This is a genomic window from Ammonifex thiophilus, assembly GCF_003368535.1.
GTDB lineage: Bacteria > Bacillota > Desulfotomaculia > Desulfotomaculales > Ammonificaceae > Ammonifex > Ammonifex thiophilus.
Genome location: NZ_QSLN01000005.1, coordinates 40,589 through 64,758, shown reverse-complemented (window position 1 = coordinate 64,758; position 24,170 = coordinate 40,589). Strand labels below are relative to the sequence as shown.

27 protein-coding genes, 1 pseudogene and 1 riboswitch are annotated in these 24,170 nt (G+C 56.8%); of the genes and pseudogenes, 6 read left to right on the top strand and 22 right to left on the bottom strand.

Translation table 11 applies throughout. The features are described from left to right. Positions 1 to 14: 14 nt before the first annotated feature. Together mqnC and DXX99_RS05460 are read right to left on the bottom strand one after the other, a co-directional pair. Complete coding sequence (gene mqnC, locus DXX99_RS05465) at positions 15 to 1,082, bottom strand: cyclic dehypoxanthinyl futalosine synthase (protein ID WP_115792497.1); 1,068 nt, start codon at positions 1,080 to 1,082, stop codon at positions 15 to 17. Beyond that, positions 1,069 to 1,926, bottom strand: a complete 858-nt coding sequence (locus DXX99_RS05460) for a menaquinone biosynthetic enzyme MqnA/MqnD family protein (RefSeq protein ID WP_115792496.1) — start codon at positions 1,924 to 1,926, stop codon at positions 1,069 to 1,071. The genes mqnC and DXX99_RS05460 overlap by 14 nt, the downstream gene beginning before the upstream one ends. A 362-nt stretch (positions 1,927 to 2,288) precedes the next feature. On the opposite strand from DXX99_RS05460, the pseudogene DXX99_RS12045 reads away from it, so the two are divergent. Next, positions 2,289 to 3,771 (top strand): annotated as a pseudogene (locus tag DXX99_RS12045) (transposase). Between the two features lie 414 nt (positions 3,772 to 4,185). Here the strand turns inward: DXX99_RS12045 and DXX99_RS05450 are convergent. From DXX99_RS05450 to DXX99_RS05405, 10 genes are all read right to left on the bottom strand, one after another. Next, a complete protein-coding gene (locus DXX99_RS05450) occupies positions 4,186 to 5,100 on the bottom strand; it encodes a hypothetical protein (protein ID WP_115792495.1) in 915 nt (304 codons plus the stop codon). Further along, the gene (mqnE, locus tag DXX99_RS05445) at positions 5,097 to 6,194 is read right to left on the bottom strand and encodes an aminofutalosine synthase MqnE (protein WP_240610826.1); all 1,098 of its coding nucleotides are present in this window, start codon (positions 6,192 to 6,194) and stop codon (positions 5,097 to 5,099) included. Before mqnE ends, DXX99_RS05450 begins: the two co-directional genes overlap by 4 nt. Then, positions 6,191 to 7,075, bottom strand: coding sequence for a UbiA-like polyprenyltransferase (locus DXX99_RS05440; RefSeq protein WP_115792494.1), 885 nt, complete (start codon positions 7,073 to 7,075; stop codon positions 6,191 to 6,193). The genes mqnE and DXX99_RS05440 overlap by 4 nt, the downstream gene beginning before the upstream one ends. Beyond that, positions 7,065 to 8,504 (bottom strand): menaquinone biosynthesis decarboxylase, encoded by a 1,440-nt coding sequence (locus DXX99_RS05435; RefSeq protein ID WP_115792493.1) that lies wholly within the window; start codon positions 8,502 to 8,504, stop codon positions 7,065 to 7,067. The genes DXX99_RS05440 and DXX99_RS05435 overlap by 11 nt, the downstream gene beginning before the upstream one ends. 3 nt (positions 8,505 to 8,507) lie before the next feature. Then, a complete protein-coding gene (locus DXX99_RS05430; RefSeq protein WP_115792492.1) occupies positions 8,508 to 9,248 on the bottom strand; it encodes a demethylmenaquinone methyltransferase in 741 nt (246 codons plus the stop codon). Continuing rightward, complete coding sequence (locus DXX99_RS05425; protein ID WP_134642955.1) at positions 9,245 to 9,874, bottom strand: hypothetical protein; 630 nt, start codon at positions 9,872 to 9,874, stop codon at positions 9,245 to 9,247. Before DXX99_RS05425 ends, DXX99_RS05430 begins: the two co-directional genes overlap by 4 nt. Before the next feature lie 288 nt (positions 9,875 to 10,162). After that, complete coding sequence (gene speD / locus DXX99_RS05420) at positions 10,163 to 10,543, bottom strand: adenosylmethionine decarboxylase (protein ID WP_115792490.1); 381 nt, start codon at positions 10,541 to 10,543, stop codon at positions 10,163 to 10,165. Between the two features lie 371 nt (positions 10,544 to 10,914). After that, positions 10,915 to 11,319: a hypothetical protein gene (locus DXX99_RS05415; protein WP_205664643.1), complete on the bottom strand. Its 405-nt coding sequence runs from the start codon at positions 11,317 to 11,319 to the stop codon at positions 10,915 to 10,917. Between the two features lie 28 nt (positions 11,320 to 11,347). Next, positions 11,348 to 11,746, bottom strand: coding sequence for a hypothetical protein (locus DXX99_RS05410; RefSeq protein WP_115792489.1), 399 nt, complete (start codon positions 11,744 to 11,746; stop codon positions 11,348 to 11,350). Between the two features lie 77 nt (positions 11,747 to 11,823). After that, the gene (locus DXX99_RS05405) at positions 11,824 to 12,111 is read right to left on the bottom strand and encodes a hypothetical protein (RefSeq protein ID WP_115792488.1); all 288 of its coding nucleotides are present in this window, start codon (positions 12,109 to 12,111) and stop codon (positions 11,824 to 11,826) included. A 379-nt stretch (positions 12,112 to 12,490) separates the two neighbouring features. Next, a riboswitch (Fluoride riboswitch) is annotated at positions 12,491 to 12,555 on the top strand. 68 nt (positions 12,556 to 12,623) lie between these two features. Here DXX99_RS05405 and DXX99_RS05400 point away from each other — a divergent pair. The 5 genes from DXX99_RS05400 (at position 12,624) to DXX99_RS05375 (ending at position 16,751) form a co-directional block, all read left to right on the top strand. Then, complete coding sequence (locus DXX99_RS05400) at positions 12,624 to 13,787, top strand: cation:proton antiporter (RefSeq protein ID WP_115792487.1); 1,164 nt, start codon at positions 12,624 to 12,626, stop codon at positions 13,785 to 13,787. After that, positions 13,787 to 14,230, top strand: coding sequence for a universal stress protein (locus DXX99_RS05395; RefSeq protein WP_115792486.1), 444 nt, complete (start codon positions 13,787 to 13,789; stop codon positions 14,228 to 14,230). The genes DXX99_RS05400 and DXX99_RS05395 overlap by 1 nt, the downstream gene beginning before the upstream one ends. Next, positions 14,223 to 14,723: a HEAT repeat domain-containing protein gene (locus DXX99_RS05390; protein ID WP_115792485.1), complete on the top strand. Its 501-nt coding sequence runs from the start codon at positions 14,223 to 14,225 to the stop codon at positions 14,721 to 14,723. Before DXX99_RS05395 ends, DXX99_RS05390 begins: the two co-directional genes overlap by 8 nt. Next, positions 14,720 to 15,907 carry an MFS transporter gene (locus tag DXX99_RS05385; protein WP_115792484.1) on the top strand — a complete coding sequence of 396 codons (1,188 nt, stop codon included), beginning with the start codon at positions 14,720 to 14,722 and terminating at the stop codon, positions 15,905 to 15,907. Before DXX99_RS05390 ends, DXX99_RS05385 begins: the two co-directional genes overlap by 4 nt. Before the next feature lie 520 nt (positions 15,908 to 16,427). Beyond that, positions 16,428 to 16,751, top strand: a complete 324-nt coding sequence (locus DXX99_RS05375; RefSeq protein ID WP_115792482.1) for an alpha/beta-type small acid-soluble spore protein — start codon at positions 16,428 to 16,430, stop codon at positions 16,749 to 16,751. A 19-nt stretch (positions 16,752 to 16,770) separates the two neighbouring features. Here DXX99_RS05375 and DXX99_RS05370 read toward each other — a convergent pair whose 3' ends face one another. The 10 genes from DXX99_RS05370 to DXX99_RS05325 all read right to left on the bottom strand — a co-directional run bounded on the left by DXX99_RS05370 (position 16,771) and on the right by DXX99_RS05325 (position 24,154). Then, positions 16,771 to 17,784 (bottom strand): mechanosensitive ion channel family protein, encoded by a 1,014-nt coding sequence (locus DXX99_RS05370; protein ID WP_115792481.1) that lies wholly within the window; start codon positions 17,782 to 17,784, stop codon positions 16,771 to 16,773. Positions 17,785 to 17,796: 12 nt separating this feature from the next. Further along, the gene (gene cobC, locus DXX99_RS05365; RefSeq protein WP_115792480.1) at positions 17,797 to 18,414 is read right to left on the bottom strand and encodes an alpha-ribazole phosphatase; all 618 of its coding nucleotides are present in this window, start codon (positions 18,412 to 18,414) and stop codon (positions 17,797 to 17,799) included. Next, on the bottom strand, positions 18,404 to 19,516 hold the full coding sequence (gene cobD, locus DXX99_RS05360) for a threonine-phosphate decarboxylase CobD (RefSeq protein WP_115792479.1): 1,113 nt from the start codon (positions 19,514 to 19,516) through the stop codon (positions 18,404 to 18,406). Before cobD ends, cobC begins: the two co-directional genes overlap by 11 nt. Then, positions 19,510 to 20,250 carry an adenosylcobinamide-GDP ribazoletransferase gene (gene cobS / locus DXX99_RS05355; protein WP_115792478.1) on the bottom strand — a complete coding sequence of 247 codons (741 nt, stop codon included), beginning with the start codon at positions 20,248 to 20,250 and terminating at the stop codon, positions 19,510 to 19,512. The genes cobD and cobS overlap by 7 nt, the downstream gene beginning before the upstream one ends. Next, positions 20,217 to 21,215, bottom strand: coding sequence for an adenosylcobinamide-phosphate synthase CbiB (gene cbiB / locus DXX99_RS05350; RefSeq protein WP_115792477.1), 999 nt, complete (start codon positions 21,213 to 21,215; stop codon positions 20,217 to 20,219). Before cbiB ends, cobS begins: the two co-directional genes overlap by 34 nt. A 7-nt stretch (positions 21,216 to 21,222) precedes the next feature. Further along, the gene (locus DXX99_RS05345) at positions 21,223 to 21,657 is read right to left on the bottom strand and encodes a DUF3842 family protein (protein ID WP_115792476.1); all 435 of its coding nucleotides are present in this window, start codon (positions 21,655 to 21,657) and stop codon (positions 21,223 to 21,225) included. A 61-nt stretch (positions 21,658 to 21,718) separates the two neighbouring features. Then, a complete protein-coding gene (locus tag DXX99_RS05340; protein WP_115792475.1) occupies positions 21,719 to 21,973 on the bottom strand; it encodes a translation initiation factor 2 in 255 nt (84 codons plus the stop codon). Between the two features lie 77 nt (positions 21,974 to 22,050). Beyond that, positions 22,051 to 22,872 carry a PHP domain-containing protein gene (locus DXX99_RS05335; RefSeq protein WP_115792474.1) on the bottom strand — a complete coding sequence of 274 codons (822 nt, stop codon included), beginning with the start codon at positions 22,870 to 22,872 and terminating at the stop codon, positions 22,051 to 22,053. 12 nt (positions 22,873 to 22,884) lie between these two features. Continuing rightward, the gene (locus DXX99_RS05330) at positions 22,885 to 23,808 is read right to left on the bottom strand and encodes a dipeptidase (RefSeq protein WP_205664641.1); all 924 of its coding nucleotides are present in this window, start codon (positions 23,806 to 23,808) and stop codon (positions 22,885 to 22,887) included. 85 nt (positions 23,809 to 23,893) lie between these two features. Continuing rightward, entirely contained in the window at positions 23,894 to 24,154 is a 261-nt protein-coding gene (locus DXX99_RS05325) for a stage V sporulation protein S (RefSeq protein WP_015739446.1), read from the bottom strand. Positions 24,155 to 24,170 lie beyond the last annotated feature (16 nt).

Here is a 24,170-nt window from a genome sequence, read left to right as displayed (position 1 = left end):
TTCTTACCGCCCTTTCAGAAAAAGCGGATTATCCGGTAGTCGGTGGTGCGCTGCGCCGGGATGAAGCCGGCATCTTTGATGAGCCTTATTACCTCTTCCCGGTTGGTTCGGTAGGCGGCACCGGCAGCCCGCACCACATTCTCCTCCATCATGGTACCACCGAAATCGTTAGCCCCGAAAGCCAGCGCCACCTGCCCCACTTTGGTTCCCTGGGTCACCCAGGAGGCTTGAATGTTGGGAATGTTGTCTAAGAAAAGGCGCGAGAGGGCCAGGAGACGCAGATACTCCACCGTCGGTACCGGGTTGCCTCCTAAGGCGGTGTTATAAGGCTGGTAGGTCCAGGGAATGAAGGCGGTGAAGCCCCGCGTTCGATCCTGTACCTCGCGCAGGCGGTTGAGATGCTCAATCCGCTCCTCCACCGTCTCCACCGTGCCGAACATCATGGTGGCACTGCCGAAAAGGCCGAGCTCAAAGGCGGTGATCATCACCACCATCCACTCCTGCCAGGTGATCTTGCGGGGGGAGATGAGACGCCGGACTCGGTTCACCAAAATCTCCGCCCCGCCTCCGGGAATAGAATCTAGCCCCGCCGCCTTCAATCTTTCCAGTACTTCCCGCACCGTCAACTTTTCTTTGCGGGCCAAGTGAATGATCTCGGGAGGAGAGAGGGCGTGCAGGTGCACGGGATAACGGGCCTTTATTGCCCGGAAGAGCTCCTCGAAATAGTCAAGCCCCAAGTCAGGATGAAGTCCTCCTTGCAGCAGGACCTGGGTTCCCCCTTGCTCCACCAACTCTTCTACCTTGGCCAGCACTTCCTCTCGTGAGAGCACGTAAGCATCCGGATCTTCTGGCCGGCGGTGGAAAGCGCAGAAAAGGCAGGAGCAATAGCAGATATTGGTGTAGTTGATGTTCCGGTCCACCACAAAAGTGACTATTCTCTCGGGATGTAGGCGATCCCTTACCGCGGAGGCCGCCTTGCCCAGAAGCAAAAGATCGGCCTCCCGGTAAAGATAAAGCGCCTCCTTTACCGTCAGCCGCCTGCCCTCCACTACTTCTCCCAAGAGTTTCTCAAGGTGTTCCAAACCCTTCCCCCCAGACGCGTAAGCTTTTCACGCGTTCTTCTACCAAGCCCAACTTGTAGGCGTAATCGTAAAAAAGCAGGAGAGAGCGCCGGCAGGCCTCGTCCCACTCATAGCGCAGGAGGGTAAAGTAGTCCTCGATTACCTCCGGAGAAAGCCCGGTGCTCGCCTGCGCCGCTTCTTTCACTTTCTGCAAGTGCCGAAGCCCCCAGTCTTTAGCTTCGAGGAGCAGCCGGGCAAGGCTGGTGGTTCTCTCCGGGTCTCTTTCCGCAAAATCGGCCCGCACGGTAAAGAGGGCAAAGACCATCTTTTCTCCCGTGAACTCTTTCCAGGCTCCCCCCAGATCCAGCACGTAAAGCTTTTCTCCCTTGCACTTCACCTCTTCGTGGGCTCTTAAAGCATCGTCACCGATGAGCAGAGCCGCCTCGGCCGCTTGGAGCATATCCTCCAAAACCGGGGGACAGACCCAGTATTCTGGTTCTACATGGTAATAAAAGGTCAGGAGAATCTTAAGAAGGGCCACCGAAGTGGCCGAGGCGCTGGTCAGGGCCACCTTAGCCCCTTCCAGCTCCGTCACAGGAAGGCGGCTAAAAAGGAGGATGCTGCCCACCCGCCCGTCCGCCGCTATCACCGGGCCCGGCAAGATGTACGAAACCTCCGGTTGACGGGCGTACTCTATGGAAGAAAGGGGTGTGGCCTGAAGCTCGCCCGCCAGGTAAAGACGGTTGAGCTCTGTGGGCACCCCTTTAACCAACTCCAGCGGAAAGGGGGGCTTAATTTCCCCGCGCTCCAATGGGTAATATATGGGCAGGCAGTTCAGATAATCGACCCATCCCAGACGTAGCAAAACTAAAAACCTCCCCTCTTCTCCGAACGCAACCGAAGGCAATTAAGACTTCTATCCCTTTAACCTCTAGTCCTGCTCCAGATCCCTCAACCTTATTTTGCCTCAAGCTCGCGGACCGAGGCTTAGAGACCGCGTCTCTTTTCCTTAGGCACTGGAAAGGAGGGTAAACCGGACCGGACCAGCGGTAGAAGAACTCCAAGTAGAGTTTATAAGGCAAGAAGCGGAGCCGGCGTCCTTTCAACAGTCACCGTTTTTCCTAAACAATTCTGAGCATCCTTTATCTTCTTCAACAGTTGCGCTCTCTACCATATCACGGTAGAATCAACCTCGTCAGGAGAAACTTTGGCCTTCAGGTGAGAGTCTTGAAGTTCAAGACCAGGAAACCCGCCGACATGATAACCGTACCTGGCAGGATATACCCGGATGAAACGGCAGAAGAGAAGCTCGTGTCCTTCATGCGTCGGTTCCAGGCGGCCAAGCGCACGGCCTACCAGGCGCTGAGACGGGGAAAGGGACCGGGAGAAATCGTCAAGGACCTCTACCGGAAGTTCTTCCCCAACGCCAGATGGTGCCAGTGGGCCGTGGAGGACGCAAAGGCCACTATCGAAAGTCAAAAAGAGCAGGTCAAGCTGCACATCTCGGATCTGGAAGCCAAGATAGAGAAGTCCGCGGAGAAGCTTAAGCGCACCAGAAACAAGCTTCACCGTCAGGGGATACTGGCCCGCGTCAACAAGTTATGCGCAAAACTGGAGTACTGGAAGGGGTTTCCTGGAGCGGGACGAGGTACCTCCTGCCGTCTTCGGCGGCAAGAAAAACCTGCTGCTCCTCCAGGAGGGAAAGCTCTCTAAAGAGGAGTGGCGGGAGCTGAGGTCCAACGCCTTCTACTCCGTGGGCCAGGCCAACCAGAAGGGTATGACGGGCCAGCACGGCAACGCCAACACGGAAATCGTCTACGATGGGACGACAGGCTCCTTCCGGCTCAACGTCTACATACCGCCGGAGCCAGGGGACAAGAGCGGCAGGCTGAGGCGGGGTGAAGACTGGGTCTCCGTGCCCCTGAAAGTCCCCGCGAGGTACAGGCCCCTGCTCCTGAAGTGCCTGGTCGAGGGGAGGGCCTACACCGTCCGAGTGGTGCGGAAGGCGGGCAGGTTCGACTGCCTCATTTCCTTTTCCCTAGACGATACTGCGGAAGTGGATAAGACTTCTCCCATGGCCGGAGTAGACCTGAACCCTGAAGTGGTGGCCGTGACGGTGGCCCTGCCGGACGGGAACTTCAAGGTTTCCCGGCTCTTCTGGTGCCACGACCTGGTCCACGCTTTACGTGAGAAGCGGGAGTGGATCGCGGGCAACCTGGCCAGAGAGGTGGCCGACTGGTTAGAATCTTCGGGCGTGAGGCAGGTTGCCCTGGAGGAGCTTTCCTTCGCCCAGGATCACGGCACCAACAGAGCGTTCAACCGGATCACGCACAACTTCTGCGTGAGATTGCTCTTCAACCGCATCGTCGTGGCTTTAAGGAAGCGCGGCATCGCGATGTTCACCGTGCCCGCCCACTTCACCTCGCTCACAGGCTTCTTCAAGTACTCTGAGACTTACGGACTTAACGCTCACCAGGCGGCGGCACTGGTCATAGCGCGCCGGGCGCTGGGCTTTAAAGAAAAAGTGCCGAAGCCCCTCATCCAGAAGCTTCTCGGGCGTCCGCCGGTGGAAGGATGGACGCACAGGAAGCTCTGGGGGAGGCTCTTCGGCGTGTTCAAAGCAGCCCGGAAGAAGGTTTTCCGCTATTTCAATACCGGAGCCTTTACCCCTTCCGCCTGGTTAGAACACATCTTTGCCGGGGCGGGCTGAAACTCTCTCCCCTTAAGCCTGCCGTTCTTCCCTGCCGGGGCTGCTCGGGAGTCCGGCAACACCGTGGGGTGGGGGCAAAGGGGCGGCGGGTAGGCGGGGTAACTCCCCCTCCCGGTATGTGCCCGAAGGTAGGTACCGCCTGCGGGGATTTCCCTGCAGCCCACGGACGTGGGACCCGCCTGAGGGACGGAAAACGCCGGGAAGCGGCCCGGCAGCCGTGGGCCCGAGACCGGGGAGATGCGGGCCTTCCCCGTGAGGGGATGCCGGGTTGGCCAGACGGTGACGGAGGTAGCCGTCGGAGAGGCCAGAAAGGGCCGATGAACCTGTACAATGAGTACCTAGGCGGGTTAAGCAAAACAGCGGGTTAAGCAAAACACATGTTTGCTTAACTTTGCTTAGGGAAAATTGACCTCTTCAAAAAGGTGGGCGTTTTGCCAGGCGATAATACCAGGCAGCGCACTCCCGGTAACTTAGCCGCTTGACCAGACGCTGCAGTTCCAGTTCCCGGCGTAGGTGGGGATAGGGATCTTCCTGACTGGGTAGGAGCTCCTCCTTGGGCAGCAAAGCCACGTAGACCAGGCTCCTGGCCGCTAGTAGGCTGTCGAAAAGTGAGGGGCGCAAGCCAAAGACATAGCGCAGAGTGAGCACATCGCCAGGCCCCAGATGCTGGCGCCAGCGCAAGCCAAAGGTGCGCATGGGATCCCGCAGCAGATATAACACCTGTAACTTTACCCGGGGTTTTATGCGGTCACGCAGAAGTTTTATAAGCAGCAGGTGGATGTAGCCCGCCTCCACGCAAACGGAACCTTCCGTTCGGTCCAGCAAGGCCTTTATGGCCTCGGCCCGAAGCTCAGCCCGCAGACGTAGGCGCAGGGCGTCCGCACGGGCGAAATCTTTGACCGCCTCCACCACAGAGGTAAAATTTCCCTCAGCTACCGATTGATAGTAAGCTAGGAGGGCCCCGGTGGCCTCGTGCTCGCACTTCCAGACTTTATGCTCCAGCTCTGTGGCGGGACTTTTTCCCTCCGACAGTCGCCCGACTATCTCCAGGTAGGGCTCCACCTGGTAAAAGGAAGTGCCCACAGTTCGAAAAAGCTTCTGGTAAAGGCGACAAGCTCGTAAGGCGAAGCGGGGGAAGCCGAAATTACCGCGCCTCAGGTAGGTTCGGAGACCGATCTCTCCTCGTAGCATGTGCGCAAAGTCCGGGTGGGGTGGTTCTTCTAAAACTGCTATTTTATGGGCACGAAGCTCCTTTTCCAGCAAAGGCAAAGCCTCTACCCGGTGAGGACCGAAAGCAAGGGTGAGAAGGCGAACTCCTTCCCGGCTCAAACTCCTTCCCTCACCACGCGGTACAGGGCATCGCGCTCTACCGGCACTCCCCCCGCCGCCATGATGAGATCCTCCAGCTCCCGCCGGGTAAGCACCTGGGGGCTCTCCGCCCCTGCACTGTGAGCTATCCTCTCCTCCAGCACGGTTCCTTCTATGTCGTCGGCTCCAAAGTTAAGCGCCACCTGGGAAAGCTTGGTCCCCACCATCACCCAGTAAACCTTGATATGCGGGAAATTGTCCAAAAGCAGGCGGCTTATAGCTATGGTTTTCAGATCGTCGAAACCGGTGGTGCCTTTGACCCCCTCCTCAGCCGCCAGCGGATTGTTCTGAGGAAGAAAGGGCAGGGGAATGAAAGCCTGAAAGCCCCCGGTACGGTCCTGCAGTTCTCGCAGGCGCAGAAGGTGATCCACCCGGTCTTCATAAGACTCCAAGTGCCCGTAAAGCATGGTGGCGTTAGTAGGAATGCCTAAAGCGTGCGCCTCGGCGTGGATCTCTAGCCAGCGCTCCCCACTTATCTTGGCCGGGCAAAGGCGCTGGCGCACCGCCGGGGCAAAGATCTCCGCCCCACCACCAGGAAGGGCGTCGAGCCCGGCCGCCTTGAGCTCCTGCAGCACTTCCCGGACCGTGAGCCCCTCTTGGCGAGCCAGAAAATCGATCTCTACCGCCGTCAAGCCCTTGATCGTGACCCCCCGAACCCTCTCCTTTATACCCCTCAAGATCTTCCGGAAGTAGTCAAGGCTTAAATCCGGGTTAAGCCCGCCCACCAGATGGATCTCGCGAAGGCCCCACAGAGCTACCGCCCGCACCCTTTTTATCACTTCCTCCGGCTTGAGGGTGTAGGCTTCGGCATCCCCGGGCCTGCGCCTGAAGGCACAAAAGCGGCAACTACCCACGCAGACGTTGGTATGGTTCACGTGGCAGTTGACGGCGAAGAAAACTTTCCGTCCATGCCGCCGCCTCTTGACCTCCTGAGCCAGCAAGCCTATTCCCAAGAGGTCGGTAGAGTTGAAGAGCCTCACCCCGTCCTCAAAGTCAAGCCTCTCTCCTTTGCGAATCTTCTCCGCTATATCTTCCAGTCCCTGGTTAAGTTTCACCAGACTCCAACCCCTTTGGCCAGAAGTACGTCGAGAAGGGTGAAGAAGAACATAACCACGCTGAGCGTGCCGTTGAGATTGAAAAAGGCCAGACCCACTAAAGACAAATCTTCCGGGTTGACTAGCCGATGCTCGTAGAAGAGCAAAAGACCCGCCACCGCCACCCCGATAAAATACCAGAGCCCCAGGTGCATGACCACCCCGGTCAGAATGAAGAACAGGGCTGCCAGCACATGACAGAAGCGGGCCACCCACAGCGCAGGACCTATCCCAAAGCGGGCCGGCAGGGAGTAAATGCCTTCGCGCCGGTCGAAGTCATAATCCAGGCAGGCGTAAACGATATCGAAACCCGCCACCCAGAAGAGAATCCCGGCCCCCAGGATCACCGGGGGAAGGCTCAAGCCATTGGTGAGGGCGATCCACACCGCCGAAGGAACCAGGCCCAAGGTGAAGCCCAGATAGAAGTGGCAGGCCCAGGTGAAGCGCTTGGTGTAGGAATAGAACCAGAGGATGAGCACCAGAGGGAGGAAGAGCTTCATCGCCAGAGGGCTTAAGTGCCTGACCGCCCAGTAAAGGAGGCCGAAAGAAAGGAAGACGTAAAACCAGACTTCGGTAGCAGAGATGAGTCCCCGCGGCAGAGCGCGGTTGGCAGTGCGGGGGTTCTTGGCGTCTATTTCCCGATCGATTAACCGGTTCAAAGCCATGGCCGCTGTCCGCGCTCCTACCATGGCCAGGGTGAGCCAGAAAAGGGGAGCAGCCGGCGGTAACCCCCGGTAAACCAGCAGAGTACTTAGGTAGGCAAAAGGAAGAGCAAAGAGGGTGTGCTCGAACTTTATCATCTCGAGAAAAATGACCAGTTTGCGCCAAGCCCTAGAAACCATACTCTTTCCACTTCCTGTCGACCAGAGCTTTTATCTCCGGGCTCATGGCGATCTCCTCCGGCCAGGGGCGAGGATGCCCTTCCTCCGGTCCTTTGCGGGTGGCATCTATGCCCAGCTTCGCGCCGTAGGCCGGGCGCGGAGAGCTGTGGTCCAGTTCGTCAAGCGGCCCCTCGGAAAGCAGGAGATCCCGCCGGGGATCCACGTTGCTGAAGACCCGCCACCACACCTCCCGCGGATCATGCACGTTAACCTCCTCGTCCACCACCACGATGAGCTTGGTGAAAGCTATCTGCCCCAAGCCCCAGAGGGCGTGCATCACTTTCTTGGCCTGCCCAGGGTAGCGCTTGCGGATGGAAACGACGAGACAGTTATGCACCACACCCTCCACCGGGAGACACATGTCGACTATCTCGGGCAGCTGCAAGCGCAAAAGAGGAAGGAAAAGGCGCTCGGTAGCCTTGGCCAGAAAAGCATCTTCCATAATAGGCTTTCCCACTATAGTAGCCGGATATATAGGGTTGCGCCGGTGAGTTATACAGGTTACATGGAAGACCGGATAGTAATCCGCCGGCGAGTAAAAGCCCGTGTGATCACCAAAAGGGCCCTCCAGCCTTCTCTCCCCCGGTTCTACATAGCCTTCCAGCACGATCTCAGCGTTGGCTGGGACTTCTAGATCTTGCGTGACACAGCGCACCAATTCCACCGGTTCCCGGCGCAGAAAACCCGCCAGTAAAAATTCGTCCATCCCGAAGGGTAGAGGAGCCGTAGCCGCGTAAATGGTAGCCGGATCAGTTCCCAGCGCTACTGCTACAGGCAGCCTCTCCCCTCTGGCCTCCGCCTTGCGGTAGTGTTCTGCCGCGTCCTTATGGCGATGCCAGTGCATCCCTGTAGTGGTGGCGTCGAAAATCTGCATGCGATACATGCCCATATTGCGCTTGCCGGTTTCGGGATCTTTGGTTATGACCAGGGGTAGAGTGATAAAACGCCCTCCGTCTTTGGGCCAGCACTTAAGCGCCGGAAGCCAGGTTAAATCGGGATTTTCCACCACCACTTCCTGGCAAGGGGCGCGACGCACCAGCCGGGGAGCCCAGGAAGATATTTCCGCCAGCTTGGGAAGGCTTTTTAGCTTGTCCCACAGCGTGGTTGGTAGATCCGGCTGCAGAAGACTGGCCAGCTCCTCTCCCCGAGCATCGATATCCGGGGAATTGAGGGCGAACTTGGTCCGCTCCCAAGTACCGAAAAGGTTGGTAACCACCGGTATCTGGTGGCCTTTTACCCGCTCAAAGAAAAGGGTCGGCCCCCCCGCCTTGACCATCCGGTCGGTGATCTCGGTGATTTCCAGGTCTGGAGATACCTCGACCCTTATCCGCTTGAGTTCTCCCCGCTTATCCAGGGCTTCAAGGTAATCGCGCAAGTCTTTAAAAGCCAACCTTTACTCCCCCCACCTTGACGGCTTAGTTCCAGCGTGCACGGCCACTACTCCCCCAGTGAGCTCGAAGAAGCTCACTTCTACCAGACCGAGTTCTTCAAAAATGCGCTTCAGATCCTCTTGGTGGGGAAAGGTTTTTAGGGAGGCCGGCAGATAACTGTAAGGGCCTTCCACCCCTACCCCCAGCCTGCCCAGCAAGGGTACCAGACGATCGAAATAAAGATAGTAAATCTGCTTGAAGATGGGCCACCTAGGCTTGGCCAGCTCCAGCGATACCACTCTGCCGCCAGGCTTGACCACCCTTATCATTTCCCGGAGTACCTGCCGGAAATCGGGCACATTGCGGAGAGCAAAGCCTATGGTAGCGCAGTCGAAAGTGTTGTCCGGAAAAGGAAGGGACATGGCGTCCCCTTCCACCAGCTCCACTATGTGGCCGTAAGGGCTTCGTTCTAGATTTTTCCTGGCAACCGCCAGCATTTCCGGACAAAAGTCAAGTCCGACAACCTTCCCCTCAGATCCCACTACCCTGGCCTGCTCCAGGGCCAGCATGGCCGTCCCGGTGCAGACGTCAAGCCCAACTCCTCCCGGACGCAGGCGGCATTGCTTAACGGCAAAACGCCGCCATGCCTTGTCACGATTGAAACTCAAGAGGGTATTCAAAAGATCGTAGCGGTGGGCAATCTGAGCGAAGAGGTTGCGAATGAAAGCTTCCTTGCGCTTATGCTCTTCCGTTAGGCTAGTCATCGGGCTTCCGAACACTCCTTGCTCTGAGCAGGGATAAGCAGTAAAGATTCCACAAGGCGTTCAAGTCCCTCTCTCCCCTCGCCCCCGGGCAAGGAAAGTAGATAACTTCTTGCCTCAGACAGAACCCTTTCCGCTTCCGCCGTCATGCCTTTAGAGAGCAGGAGAGCGTGAGCCTGACCGAAGGCAAACCCGAAGCCATAAAGTTCTTTCTCCCACCGCTTTTTCCCCGCCAGCAGCGCCGGGAGGCAACAACTCTCACCTCCCAGCAAGGCCAGAACCTCCCTTGCCGCCCCGAACTCCCGCCCGGAGGGAATAAAAGGGGCTTCGCAGTGAGCCTTCACCACCCGCGCTAAAGGAGCCAAACAGCGCCGTAATTCCTCCTCCGCCAGCAGGTAAAAAAGAACGCCGTAGCAGTAATCGCCCCACAAAAGTCGGCTCCTCGTTTTACTCCCCGATCCCAGAACCGCTCGCCGGTGCAATACGTTGCCCCAGAAAAGAAATTTTACTCCTGCCGCTAAGGGAAGCACCTTATCCAAAGGGTAGCCGCACAGGATGGCCGAAAAAAGTACAAGTAAAGGATAAAAATCTTCGCCTTGATCGCCGCTGGCCAGCTCCTCCAGCCGCAAGCCTGCCGCTTTGGTTATTTTTTTTAATAGTTCTCCCAACTCAGGCCAAATCTTTCTTATGGAAGGGTTTTCTTCTGGCCCGTCTATTTTAAAACGCAGCAGGTACGCCTCCTCCCCGGTGGTTCGCTACACCCTTGTGCAATAGTATTCGCCTGCCCAAGCTCTTTTCCTGCCGGCATAAATCCCGTGAAAAATAAATTGGCCTCGCGAGCTCCTTTCTTACCCGCAAGGCCCACTTAGAGTTTAGGCGCTCTTCTCTTTAAGAGCGTACTAATAAAAATCCCTCCCTTAAACCGCCTTGGCCGCCTGCAGATAGGAGGCGGGAATGATGCCCCGCTTCTGCTCGTGTGCTACTACCTCTTTAGCTCCAAAGCACTTGGTGAGATAATTGCAGGCTTCCCAAGGATCTACCTTTTCTCCACAGGTAAAGACGTCAACCGCCGCGTACCCTAACTCCGGCCATGTGTGGATGGCCAAATGCGACTCTGAAATGACTACTACCCCGCTTACCCCCTGAGGGCTGAACTTGTGGAAGACGCACTCCCGCACCTCTGCTCCTGCTTCGAGCGCTGCCTCGACCATAGCCCTTTCTACCAGCTCGACATCGTTGAGAGCATTGAAGTCGCAACCGTAGAACTCTGCCAGCACATGCCGCCCCAGGGCCTTCATCTTTACCGCTCCCCCCTCCTCAAAGATTTTTACTTGACCAAAAATTTTTGGAACCGCCACCCAGCGCCAAAAACCTTGTGTATCAGGCGCTAAGCGGTCAATTCCAATCGATTTAGTTTTAACACATACCCCCCCTATTGTCAACAAGATTTTTAGATCGCGTGCCTCAAGGGTTGGCAAACGGTGGCCCGGTTGCCCGTCGAGGTTTAGGCCCCAAGGACCTGGCGAGCAGCTGAGAGCACTCCCAGTGCCTACCAGAAACTTTACGCGCACTCCGAGATGAGTTTCTTAAGGACAAAATGGCTGCGTCCCTTCCAAGACGCAGCCACTCGAGTCCGGACCGTAAGAAACAGGCGTTACGAGAGGAACTTTTACCTGCCCAGAACCCCGCTCAAGAGACCGCTTAACCCGGCAGCCAACCCGCGGACCGAGGAAGCGAGGCCGTAATCACCAGAAGTGTAAGCGTAAGCCGAGAGGTTGTTGGGTCCTTTGAGCTCTGCCGAGGTAGCGTAGCTGCCACCCAGAAGACCGCCCAGCAACCCGTTAAGCCCCGTCTGTTTATTGGAGTAAGTAGCCGTAGCCCCGACTGCATCACCGTTGGGCAGTGTGGCATAGACCCCGCTTCCCGAAACGATGCTGTGCTCTCCTACCAGCTGCCCTACAGAGTTGAGTAGGTCACCAATAGGATTTTCTGCCGCCAGAGCCACCCCGGTATTCAGCGCCAGGAGCAGACCGGCCAGCACAACCACCGCGAGCACCTTACTCTTCTTGAACACGATTCTATACCTCCTTCCATCTGGATTTCTACTTGCCCAGGGCACCACCCAGGGAAGCCAACAAGCCGCCGAGAGCCCGCACCGAAGAAGCCAAGCCCCAGTCGGCGTTCACCGAGGCGCTGGCAGCGTAGTCCCCGTAGGTAACGCTGGCTCCCGCCGCCATGCTGCCACCGGTAACCGAAGAAAGCAATCCGGTAACACCGCTGGCATTTTGGTTGGTTCCCGCTTTGGCTACCACTTGTGTTCCGTTACTCAACTTTATGGTTGCCATGGTATCGGCCGTTACGCTGGTGCTTCCCACCAACTGGTTGATGGAGCTAAGAAGATCGCCCAGCGGATTTTCAGCCGCGAATGCCGGAATCACAGGGAGCAGCATTAGCAACGACAGGGTGAAAAAGCAAACCGCCTTTCGGCCCAGCCTACGCATTTTTACATCCCCTCCTCATCTAAGTTTCCGCCTGTCCTCACGGCCCGGTTGCTCGCTTTAGCCTAGGGCTTGAAGGATTACTTAACCGTTGCAGTAGGCAAGTAGATCTGAACAAAGGAACTGGCACGAGCAGAAACGCCGTCTACTACTTTTTCTACCTTTGCTTCTGCTCCAAAAAGGTTAGGGCCTATTGGTTGAAGTTCCTGAAAAGCTTCCTCCGCGTGACCGTTGACAACCACCCGAACGTCGACGCTGCCACTAATCGCTTCCATGTCCCGATCAAGGACTTGGCGCATCCAGCTCCAGTCGAAAAAAGCAAAAGACAAAGACCACAGCGCAATTGCTAGAACTAACGCCTTCTTCAACTTTATCACCTCCCTTCACACGCCTAGAAACTAAACTGCTTTCACCAGCGCTGCAAGTAGCGGAACATGTCGAAAAAGATTGAAGGAATGAATTACAGGTTTTTAGTCGAGTATTGCCACCACACATATTCGCAATTTCTAGCTAAGAATATTACAAGAGTCCTAGGACTAGTCAAACCAGATTCCGGATAGAATTTCCCGTTCTTACCCATTCTTCCGGTCTTTCTCTGGTTCGGACTTCCTCTCGCTCCCTTTTTCTGCTTCTTTCGTAGAAATAAATCCAGCCCTTAGAAAAACCAGGGGGCTTCTTGCACAAGCTTAAGGCCCAAAAGTGGTTGAACCTTATGACGGGAGTAAAATATAATGGTTTCCGGCTTAAAAACTACAAGGCGATGGAGCCCGCCTTAACCGCCCCGGACAAGGGCTAATGGCTCCTGGTTTTCCCTAGTTGTTCCAAGGGAAGGCCAGGAGCTTTTGTATTTTTTAGTAAACATTAAAAGGAGGTTTCTAAGATGAACACTTGGTTAGTGGCTTCAGTTTGGCTAGGGCTCGCGCTGGTAGCCGGGATTATCTCCATCCGCACTGGAATCTCGGTAGCCATGGTGGAGATTCTAGTAGGGGTACTGGCCGACAACTTTCTGCACTTACAGCCCAACGAGTGGGGCAACTTTCTAGCCGGGCTGGGGGCCATCGTCCTCACTTTTTTGGCCGGAGCAGAAGTGGATCCCGCGGTCCTGAAGAAGAACTTGAAAGAGAGCCTTGCTCTGGGCACGGTTTCGTTTCTGTTCCCCTTCCTAGCAGCCTTCGCCTACAGCTACTATCTGGCCAGGTGGGACCTGCAAGCCGCCTTGATAGCCGGTATCGCTCTGTCCACCACTTCGGTAGCCATCGTCTATGCCGTAATGGTGGAGACCGGAATTAACGCCACGGAATTAGGGCAACTAATTCTGGCAGGCTGCTTCATTACCGACCTAGGCACAGTGCTGGCTTTGGGCGTGGCTTTCGCCCACTACGACTACTGGATGCTTTTCTTTATCCTGGCCACCTTATTCATACTGTTCCTGCTACCGCGGCTTACCCCCATGTTTCAACGAATATTTGGAGGGAAAATCAGTCAGACAGAAGTAAAGTACACTCTCTTTTTCCTGCTCTTACTAGGAGGCCTGGCCACCAAAGCCGGAAGTGAAGCGGTGTTACCGGCTTATTTGCTGGGGCTATGCCTGGCGGACTTCTTCCAAAGGGAAAGGGAACTCTTGTTCCGCATGCGGGCGGCGGCCTTCGCTTTATTAACTCCCTTCTATTTCCTTAAGGCAGGGATCTACATCTCCTTGCCTGCCCTTTGGAGTTCGCTTGCCCTGATAATAATCCTTCTCCTAGTCAAAGTGGCGGCCAAATTTATAGGCGTATGGCCTTTAACCAGGCTCTTCCGCTGGGAAGTGCGCGAGGGAATGTATACCACTCTCCTCATGTCCACTGGACTCACCTTCGGAACCATATCCTCTCTTTACGGGCTTACCCACCGCCTAATAAACCAGCAACAGTACTCCGTACTGGTGACCGTGGTGATACTAAGCGGGGTCATTCCCACCTTAATAGCCCAGGCTTTCTTCTATCCAAAAGGGACAAAGGAGAAAGAAGCTGTGAGCAAAGCGATACCTGCTAAGGAGGAGAGATAATGTACAAGAAAATTCTGGTGGCCTTCGACGGTTCCCCTTACTCCCAAAAAGCCCTGACTGCCGGCATAGAGCTGGCTCGGTGCTGCGGCAGTGAGCTTCACGTCCTCACCGTGGTAAGTCTGCCCGAATACGCAGGCACGGTGGGCGAAGTGGAAGAGATGGTCGGGAAGGCACAGGATTTTTACCGTAAGAAACTCGAAAAGGCATCACAACAGGCAAAGACTAGAGGTGTGGAGCTTAAAATCCACCTGCTGTTCGGCCATATCGGGGAAACCATAATCCGCTTCGCCCAGGAACAAGAGTGCGATCTCATTATCGCCGGTACCCGAGGTTGGAGCCCACTTCAGCGTTTGCTCATGGGAAGCGTCTCCACTTACATAGTGCGTCACGCTCCCTGCGCCGTTCTCATAGAGAAAGGAAAAGAAGAGGACGGGAATGGTTAAAAAGTTCTGCCCGAGCTGCTACCACGAGAATCCGCCTGAGAAGAAGGTCTGCGAGAAGTGTGGTGCTCCCCTTGAAGGGGGGCACCACGAGGACTTTCTTACCAAGCTCATTTGGGCAGTACAACATCCGGAGCCAGAGACTCGCCTGCGGGCCATAGAGCTTTTGGGGAAGCTGGGGCCCCGGGCTTCACCCGCCGCTCCGGTACTGGCCTCTTTGTTTTATTCTCCCGACCCCTTCTTGCGGGCCGCGGTGGTTAGGGCGCTAGGCAGGATGAAAGAACGGCCAGACATTTTGCTCGAAGCACTTAGAGACTCTAGTTTCTTGGTGCGCCTTGCTTCCTTGGAAAGCTTAAAGAGCTTTGAAACTTCTGCCCTGCCGGCAGGATTGGCGGCTATCTTACAGAATTTAGCCAAGGAGGACCCCAGCCCAAAGGTAAAGAAGGAAGCGCAAGCTTTGCTCAGCCGGATAAAGAAGGGGGGCGACCTACTATGAGTCGAGCCTGGCTTTTTATCTTCTTCATGGGACTGGTGAGCCTCTTCGGCGATATCACCTACGAAGGAGCCCGCAGCATAATAGGCCCCTTCATGGCTTCCTTGGGTGCCAGTGCAGCCATCGTGGGCTTTTTTGCTGGCCTGGGTGAGCTCGGTGGCTATGCGCTGCGCCTGATAGGAGGATATCTGGCCGACAGAACGGAAAGGTACTGGTTGTTAACCGGACTGGGGTACCTGGTGAACCTGCTGGCGGTACCCAGCCTGGCCCTGGCCGGTAGGTGGGAAACCGCCGCTGCTTTAATGGTCATCGAACGTGCAGGTAAGGGGCTAAGGACACCGCCAAGGGATGCCATGCTCTCCTACGCCACCTCGCAGGTCGGCAGGGGATGGGGATTCGGCTTCCACGAAGCTATGGATCAGATAGGGGCTATCACCGGGCCCCTTCTGGCCGCAGGCGTGCTCTCTCTGGGATGGACCTTCCGGCAAAGCTTCGCCCTTTACGCCGTACCCGCCTTCTTAGCCCTCATCATTCTGGCCTGGGCCCGCATTAGCTTTCCCGTTCCTAAAGAGCTGGAAATAAGCCCTCGTTCTTCTCCAGAAACCGACTCTCCCCGCTTTCCCCAGGCGTACTGGTACTATTTAGCCTTCAGCGCCGTGGCCGTAGCCGGCTTTCTCCACTTCCAGATTCTAGCCTACCACTTCAAGGTTAAAGAAGTCCTGTCTGATGCCGCCATTCCCTTCCTTTACGCCGGTGCCATGGCTACCGACGCCGTGGCTGCTCTTCTAGCGGGCAGACTTTACGACCGGATAGGGTTGCGCTCGCTGATAATCGTGCCCTTCTTGACGGTGCTGCTCACCTTTCTGGTGCTAGCTACACACCCCTTGCAGGTGGTAGCGGGGACGCTTATCTGGGGAGTAGTCATGGGCCTGCATGAGAGCACCCTGCGTGCGGCCATCGCCGACCTTACCCCCATAGCACGACGTGGCTTGGGGTACGGCATCTTCAACACCGCTTACGGCACAGCTGCTTTCCTTAGTGGCGCCTTACTAGGCATGCTTTACGACCGGAGCCCGCACCAAGTCATAATACTCGTAGTAATTCTTGAAGCAATAGCCTTCTTGCTCTTCCTCCAGATGGTCAAGCACTGGCGGGCTTTTGAGCAGGAGAGGGATGGGAAATGCTGAGTCCTGCTTGGTCGGAAAGGATAGCTCAGTACGTAGAGAGTTGCCGCACGCCAGACGGGGGCTACTTTTTTGCCCGGATTCCTCCCGGCAGTCCGCACGATACCTTTTATTTTGAACGCTAACGATCTCAGCGGCCTGGCCACCGTTTTCTACGGTACCGCAATCCTAAAACTTATCGGTAAAGAATCTCTCCTGCCCCGCAAGGATGTCTTGCTTTTCCTACAAGAAGTAGAGCCGCTGGCACTCTCCTACCTTGAATATTGCTACTACCTAACCGCTACACATTCGCTCTTGCCGGGCAAACCAAATCATCCTGAGGAGTTGCTCTCTTTTGTAAAAAAGTGCGCCTGCCGCCAGGGAGGCTTCGCACGGTCCCCACACCCTTGCGGCCTTCCCACCCTAATTACCACCTACCAAGCTACATTCATACTGAGTTTTCTATTTAATTCCAAAAGCGAAGGAACAATCCTCGTATGAGGCGTCTTAAAGGTGGGAAAGATAAAGATGGAGGTGGTGCGGAATGCTAAGGCGGAAGTCCCTTTTGGTTCCGCAGGCTGCCTCCCCGTTGGAACTCTTAAAAATAGAAGTAGCCAACGAGATAGGCTATCCCACCTTTGGTCACCCGGCTATAACCCCGGAAAATTACCGGGAAGTCCTGGAGCGGATGAAGTACGAAGTAGCAGGGGAGCTGGGACTGGACCGCTATCTCAGGGAAGGATACTGGGGAGATGTTCCTTCCCGCCTCTGCGGCGCCGTAGGCGGGCGCCTGGGAGGTAAAATCGGAGGAAACATGGTGCGTCGTATGATCAAGTTCGCCGAGCAGAATCTGATGGCGCGGCCTTAGCCGCGCCGTTTTTTTATTTTTAAGAAGCACCGGGCAAGGCTCCCAAAGACTCCAGGCGCTCCTTAAAGGCCACATTAAGCTCGTCTTTGACCTTCAAGAGTTCCCGCAGGTTGGCCACATGGCAGACCACCAAGAAGCGCAACTGGTTCTCGGCCAGATCGGTTAGATAAACGACAGGGGGAGGGGAGGAGAGCACTTTGGGATGCTTCTGAAGCTCCTCCATAAGGGCCACCTTTACCTCCTCGACTTTCACTTGGTAAGGCAGAACAAGGGGTATCTCCAGCCGCGCCATCACATTGGGGCGGGAGTGATTGATGATCCGGCTGGACACCAGATCGCGGTTGGAAAGGATGGCCACTGTCTGGTTGAGGGTCAAAATCTTAGTACTGCGCGCCCCTATCTCCAGCACATCCCCTATCAAACCTGTGCCTACGATCTCTATCCGATCTCCCACCGTAAAAGGACGGTCGAGCAGAAGGATAAAACCGGCCACCATGTTGCTAAGCGTCTCCTGGGTGGCGAAGGCCACCGCCAAAGAGGCTATGCCGGCCGTGGCCAGCAAGCCGGAAAGGTTGAGATGAAAGTATCCTAGAACAATCACGGCAGCCACGAAATAAAGCAAGATACGCCCGCTATAGAGGAAAATGGGGAGTAAATGTTTTTCATAAGGACCCCCCAGCCGCCGGAAGTGCCAGTTGACAAAAGTCCGCCACAGTCTATCCACCCACCAGGTAAAGAAACACACCATCAAGATAAAGTTGATCCCGTCAATATAGGTAAAAACTTTCAAATCATGGTATCCCGGCGACTGGGCCAGGAGCTTCTGCCCTATGTGGGCAAAAAGGAGAAAGAAGAGCAGAATCAGCGGGTAGGTGGAAACCCTGGCCACATCCTGAGCTGACGACCAGCGGGCATGGCGAGCCAACCGCCCGATAAGGTAGCTCGTTCCCCTCCCCAGAAGCCAGGAGACCAGAACGGCCAGCAGAAGATAACCTAAGACCAGGAAAAGACCGGTTCCTACCGGTACCCTCACCGTTTTCTCCCCCTAAATTCCGTTGAGGTGGCTGGTGTCGTTAAAAAGCATCAAGATGGCTTTCTCTTCTTCGAAAAGCTCAATGATGTTGAGCGCCGCGTTGTCCTGGCGCAGGCGCCAGTATTGGTTTAAGTCCATGCGCAAAAGGTAGCCTATGGCCGCCCGGATGGTGCCCCCGTGCGATACCACCAGAACCTTGCTTTCCGGATGCCGCTCGGCGATTTCTTTGAGGGTCCCTACCGCCCGAGCCGCCACCTCGGCCAAGGTCTCTCCGCCGGGGAGACGGGTGTGATAAGGAGCCTGCCACCAGCGCTCCGCCACCTCGGGGAAACGCTTCTTTATCTCCTCCCGGGTAAGTCCTTCCCAAGCCCCAAAGTTTATTTCCCGCAAAGAAGCCAGGGGGATTACCTCTTTTCCGTGCGGGCGTGCCACGATACGCGCCGTGTCCAGGGCCCGCTGCAGGTCCGAAGCGTAAAAGGCCGCGAATTCCTCCCCTTTCAACCGCTCGGCCAAAGCTTCGGCTTGGCGTTTTCCTCGCTCGTTCAAGGGAATGTCAGCGTGCCCCTGGTAGCGCAGAGCGTGGTTCCAGATGGTCTCCCCGTGCCGCACCAGGTAAATTTTACAGCCCATATTCTTCACAGACCTCCTTAAGGGCAGCCAGCAGCCTCAGGTTATCCTCCCTCTTTTTTACTGCCACCCTAATATAGTACGGGTCAAGCCCAGGAAAATTACTGGCATCGCGCACCAGGATCCGGCGACGGGCCAAAGAGGCCGTCCATTCCTTGGCTGTTTTCCCCGTCCTCTCAACCCGCACCAGCAGGAAATTGGCCTGCCCGGGCAACACCTCGAACCCCGGAAGTCTGCCGAGCTCCCTCTCCAGGAAAGCCTTTTCCTTAGAAACGAGCTCCCTGGTAAGTGCCTGGTAGGCGCGGTCCTTGACCGCCTCTACCCCCGCCAACTGGGCTAGGAAATTGACCCGCCAGGGAGGAGCTATTCTCTTCACCCGCGCCAGGATCTCCGGAGAGGCTATCAGAAACCCAAGTCGCAGTCCAGCAAGCCCGAAAAACTTGGTCAACGAATAGAGCAAAATTAGGTGCCTGAAGCGCCCCAGAAACTTCTTAGCGCTCAAGCTCTTTATCTCCTCCGGCGTAAGAAAGTCGATAAACGCCTCGTCCACTATAAGCAACACTCCCCGCTTACCGGTTTCTTCCGCCAGCAGGGCCAATTCCTCTGCCGGCCAAGTTTTACCCGTGGGGTTGTTGGGGTGGCAGATAAAGAGCGCCTCCATCCCGTCAAGCTGGGTTCGAATCAATTCCGCCCGGGGCTCGAATTCCGGTGCGGACAAGAAAACCCGTTTTACGTGGCCGCCGTGAGCTTCCACTGCTCGGGCGTACTCGGAAAAAGTGGGCTCGACTATTAGCACCCTTCTCAAGCCCAAAGCATAAACTAGCAGGTATATGAGCTCGGCCGTTCCATTGCCGGGGAAAAGCCAGTCCTTTTCTACTCCCAAGTAGTCCGCCACCGCCTGACATAAGTCCCCGCATTCCGGGTCGGGGTAGCGGGAAAGGTGGGGAAGGGCCGAGCTCACTTTCTCCAGTACCCCGGCCGGAGGCCCCAAAGGGTTTACGTTACTGCTGAAGTCCAGATAGTCTTCCGGAGAGCCTCCGAAAGCAGCAGCAGCGGCGAATATATTGCCTCCGTGTTCCACGCCAAAACCCCACCCGATTACCATAAGAGTAAACCCGCAGCCAGTGAACCAATTTCCAGGATCTCGTTTAAGGCGCCGTAGGTGTCGCCGGTCAAGCCCCCCAGTTGCTTGCGGAAAAGGAGGCCCAGGAGCAGGGCCCCGAGCACCGCTCCCCCCAGAAGCATCGCCCCTTTGTAACCGCCCACGAGCGCGGCTATGATCCCGGCAATGAGAGAGGCTCCCAGTACCTGAGCGTTACCGGTGAACTCCTTGTAAAGCTTCCCCTGCCCCTGGGGACGAGCATAGGGGAAAAAACGTATGGCCCACACCATACCGGTGCGGCCTATGACCGGCACCAGCAGCAAAATCCTCCAAGGATGAGAAGGTAAGGAAAAGAAAAGGGCGAAGCGGAAAAGTCCCAAGACAATTCCTCCCATCACCCCAAAAGCCCCCACGGTGCTGTCGCGCATGATGGCCAGCCGCTCGGCTGGGGTTCGGCCCCCTAGGCCGTCCACGTAGTCTATGAAGCCGTCGGCGTGCATACCCCCCGTAACCCAGAAGTTCAGCCCGCACAAAGCAGCCGCTACCACCGCCGGCGGCCACCAGGGCGAAAGCAGACAGTAAGTCGCCGTCCACAATCCCCCTATGACCAAGCCTACCAAGGGAAAGAAGACGGTGGCCCGGCCGAAAACCTCGGCCTGATACGGTACCCTTCCGAGGGGCAGGCGGGTGAGGTTCTGCAAGGCTAAAAGCCAGGGCCAGAGGAAAAAGCGCCACATATCATTTTCGCACCCAACTCTAAGAGAAGGTAGAGGATAACGCCGACCAGGAGACCTTGAAAGCTCACCCAGTAAAGCGCCTTGACCGCCTGAGTAATATGTTCCACCTCCAAAGGAACCCTCTCTTCCCCCAGGTAGGGCCGGGAATGAAGCTCCCCACCGTAAAAGCACGGCCCGCCCAGCCTTACCCCCAGAAGCCCAGCCATGGCCGCCTCCGGCAGTCCGCTATTGGGACTGGCGTGTTTTCTCCCGTCCCGGCAAAGCACCTGCCAGGTACGCCGGACGTCGGCCCGCCAAAGAAAGGCGGTTAAGATGAAGAGGCTGACTGCCAACCGCGCCGGCAGAAAGTTTAAGAGATCATCCAGCCGCGCCGAGGCCCAGCCCAGGTAGCGGTAGTGAGCCCGGCGGTAGCCCACCATCGAGTCCAAGGTGTTGACCGCTCTGTAGGCCAGCGCCAGGGGGGCTCCACCCAGGAAGGCGTAAAAAAGCGGGGCTATCACCGCGTCTACCGTGTTTTCCGCCACGCTTTCCACCGCCGCTCTTATCACCCCAGAAGCGTCGAGCCGGTCCACGTCCCGTCCCACGATCATGCCCACTTCCCGACGTGCTCCCGGCAAATCTCCCGTCTTCAAGAGGTCCCGCACGGCCAAGGCGGCCTGCCCTAACCCTTTCAAGGCCACAGTAGTAGCCAGGAGGCAGGATTCTGTCGCCAATCCCACCCAGTAGTTCCAGCCATAGGCGAGATCAAGAAACCAACGTGCCCCCCACCAGACCCCCAGGGGCAAAGCCACGGCCAGCACTAGTCCCCCGCCCAACAATATAAGAGGGCGTCTGGTAATACCTACCAGCACCCTTTCGTAAAGGGAGATAATCCGCCCGAAAAGGCGCACCGGGTGGGGTAGCCAGCAAGGATCGCCCAGGACAAGATCAAGAACTAGCGCCAAAACGATTACTACCGGCCGCAACGCAGGCTCAGGGAGAGGTCTTCTCCCCGGAAACAGCAATTATCTCTTTCACCCGGTCTACCAGTTCATCAATCAGATGGGGAAGGGGTTCTGGCCGGATGCCCACCAGTTCGCACTTCCCCCGCAGCAAGGGAAGGAGCAGTTTGGGAGCGGGACTCTGGGTGATAGCCTCTGCTATACGGGGGGTGAGTTCGCCAGCCATGGCGTGCGGTACCACAATCCCCACCGGACCAACAATGAGGTCCACCCGGCTGGCATTGAAAACGATGGCATTTTCCCCGCTGGCTCCCTCGTTGGCGCCAGCTTTGAGCATCTGGGCGGTGGCCAAAGCATTAGTTCCCAGCGCCAAGATTTCCGTGCCTTCGGGCAAAAGCTTGCGCAGCTTCTCTACGATATGCTTGCCTACGCCGCCTCCCTGGCCATCGACTACCGCGATGCGCATCTTTCTTCTCCCTATGCGAGGCTTCATCCATTATAGCACGGGAGTCGGCGCGGGACAAAGCTCAAGACTCTTTCCCTTGCAGTTTGGACTCCAGCTCCACTATGCGCCGGTTTTTCTGCCAGAGCGAACGGGCGTAGCGGGCATTGAGCCGCTGCAGCCTCTCGTTTTCCCGTTCCAGCTTCTTTAGCAAAAGCTCTTTTTCTCCCTCCATTTTCTCCAGTAAGTAAAGGAGCACCCGCCGGCTAAGGCGCACCTGGGCTAGCTTCTCCTCTAGTTCTTTTATCCGGGCGCGCAGGTAAAGCTCCTCCTCTCCCACGAACCCTCACCCGCCTTCCAAGCTTCTTTCCAGGATAGTATTATGCAGCTTAAAGCGGGCGTAGTCGGCCTCGGCCTCTACCTGGACGCGCCCGCCGCCCGGCGCAGGGCGAGCACCACCTCTTCCGTAACTACGGCGGCCCCCAGCGGGTGACGATAATGAGGACCGTGGTAATCCGAGCCGCCGGTGGCTATGAGACCCAAGGCGGAAGCCAGTTCGCGGTAGTAGGACTTCTGCTCTGGCGTGTGCTCGGGGTACTCCACCTCGATTCCCCGCAGACCCGCCCTTATGAGCTCAGGTAAAAGTTCTTCGGCGGAGTTTAAGCCCGGATGGGCCAGCACAGGCACTCCTCCAGCCTGGCGCACTACCTTCACCGCCTCCACCGGGGAAAAGCGAGCTCGGGGAACGTAGGCCGGGCAACCCCGTCCCAAAAAGCGCTTGAAGGCCTCCTCTATGCTGGCCACCACCCCTTTTTCCACTAAAACCCGGGCTACGTGAGGGCGCCCTGCCGCCACCCTCACTTTGGCCACCACTTCCTCCAGGGTAAGGGGAATTCCTAGATCTCGCAGACGCCGCACCATCTCCGCCACCCGTTCCAGGCGCTTCTCTTTCAGCCAGCGCAGGGTGGCCAGGAGGTTAGGGTGGGCAGGATCTAGGAAGTAGCCCAGGATGTGAATTTCCCTCTCCCTTTCCTCGGTGCTTATTTCCACTCCCGGCACCACCAGCAGATTTTCCCTTTTCGCCGCCTCTAGCGCTTCGCCCAGACCGGCCACCGTGTCGTGATCGGTTACGGCTATTCCTGCCAGCCCTATGCTTTTAGCCCTGGCCACTACTTCTGCCGGAGTCTCGGCCCCGTCAGACGCCGTAGTATGAACGTGCAGATCGTAAAGAGCCGTCATCCTATCCCCTTTCTACGGCCATACCGCACGCATTACCCGAAGAAAATTCTCTCCCATGACCTTTCTTATTTCCTCCTCTTTCCAGCCCCGCTCGCGGAGCCGGGAGATAAGGCGGGGCCAGGAGGTAGCGTCGGGCATTTCTTCCCATGGTTCCGGAACACCGTCGAAGTCGGAACCCACCCCCACACAATCAATGCCTCCTATTTCCGCCAGGTGCTCCATATGGTCTATAAGCCGGTCAAGAGTGGGTTTTTCCGGATCGATAAAGTGGGGAACGAAGGTCACCCCTATAACTCCTCCGGTAGCTGCCAGCGCCCTCACCTGCTCGTCGGTAAGGTTGCGTGGGTGATCGCATAAAGCGCGGCTGTTGGCATGGGAGGCTATGATGGGGCCTTCGGCCTGACGTAGAACATCCCAAAAGCCGGCGGGGGAAAGATGGGCTACATCCACGAGCATACCCAGGCGCCCCATCTCCCGCACCACCTCCCTACCCAGAGAAGAAAGTCCCCCCTCCTCTCCCACTCCATCGCCCAACTCATTGCGCCCGTTCCAGGTTAAAGTGAGGCAGCGTACCCCGAGCAGGTGGAAAACCCGGAGGGCAGCCAGGCTCCCCTCCAGTACGTGCCCCCCTTCCACTGCCAGCACACCGGCCGTCTTCCCTTCCGCCAAAGCCTCTTCTAAAGAAGCCCGGTCCTTCACCGGCCGTACCTCCTCCCAGGTAGAGAGGAGCCGGTAAAAGTAGTCTACCTGCTCTAAAGCCCGGCGGAGATACATCCCTCGGTACTCAAGAGGCACGAAGACGGCGAAGAACTGCACCTTTACTTTCCCCTGTCGCAGGCGCGGCAGGTCCACCTGTCCCTCCAGTTGTCGGCTTAAGGGGAATCCTCGGCACGCCTGCCGGGATAAAGTGTCGCAGTGCGCATCTACTACTAACAAACAAAAGCCCTCCTTCCCTGTTTTGGGGTAGGAGGTAGAAATGGAAATCGCGTCCGTTTCTGCTTTTAAAGTTAGTTCCGGGAACTTAACGCGACTCGACGATGATTTTTACCGCCGTTCTCTCCTCTCCGTCGATCACCACGTCGGTGAAGGCCGGAATGCAGACCAGATCCATGCCGCTGGGAGCCACGAAACCACGAGCGATGGCAATGGCCTTGACCGCCTGGTTCACTGCTCCCGCTCCTATGGCCTGAATCTCCGCCGCACCCCTCTCCCGCAAGACCCCCGCTAGCGCCCCTGCTACCGAGTTGGGGTTAGATTTGGCCGAAACTTTCAGTACCTCCATGCCCTCCGCCTCCTTT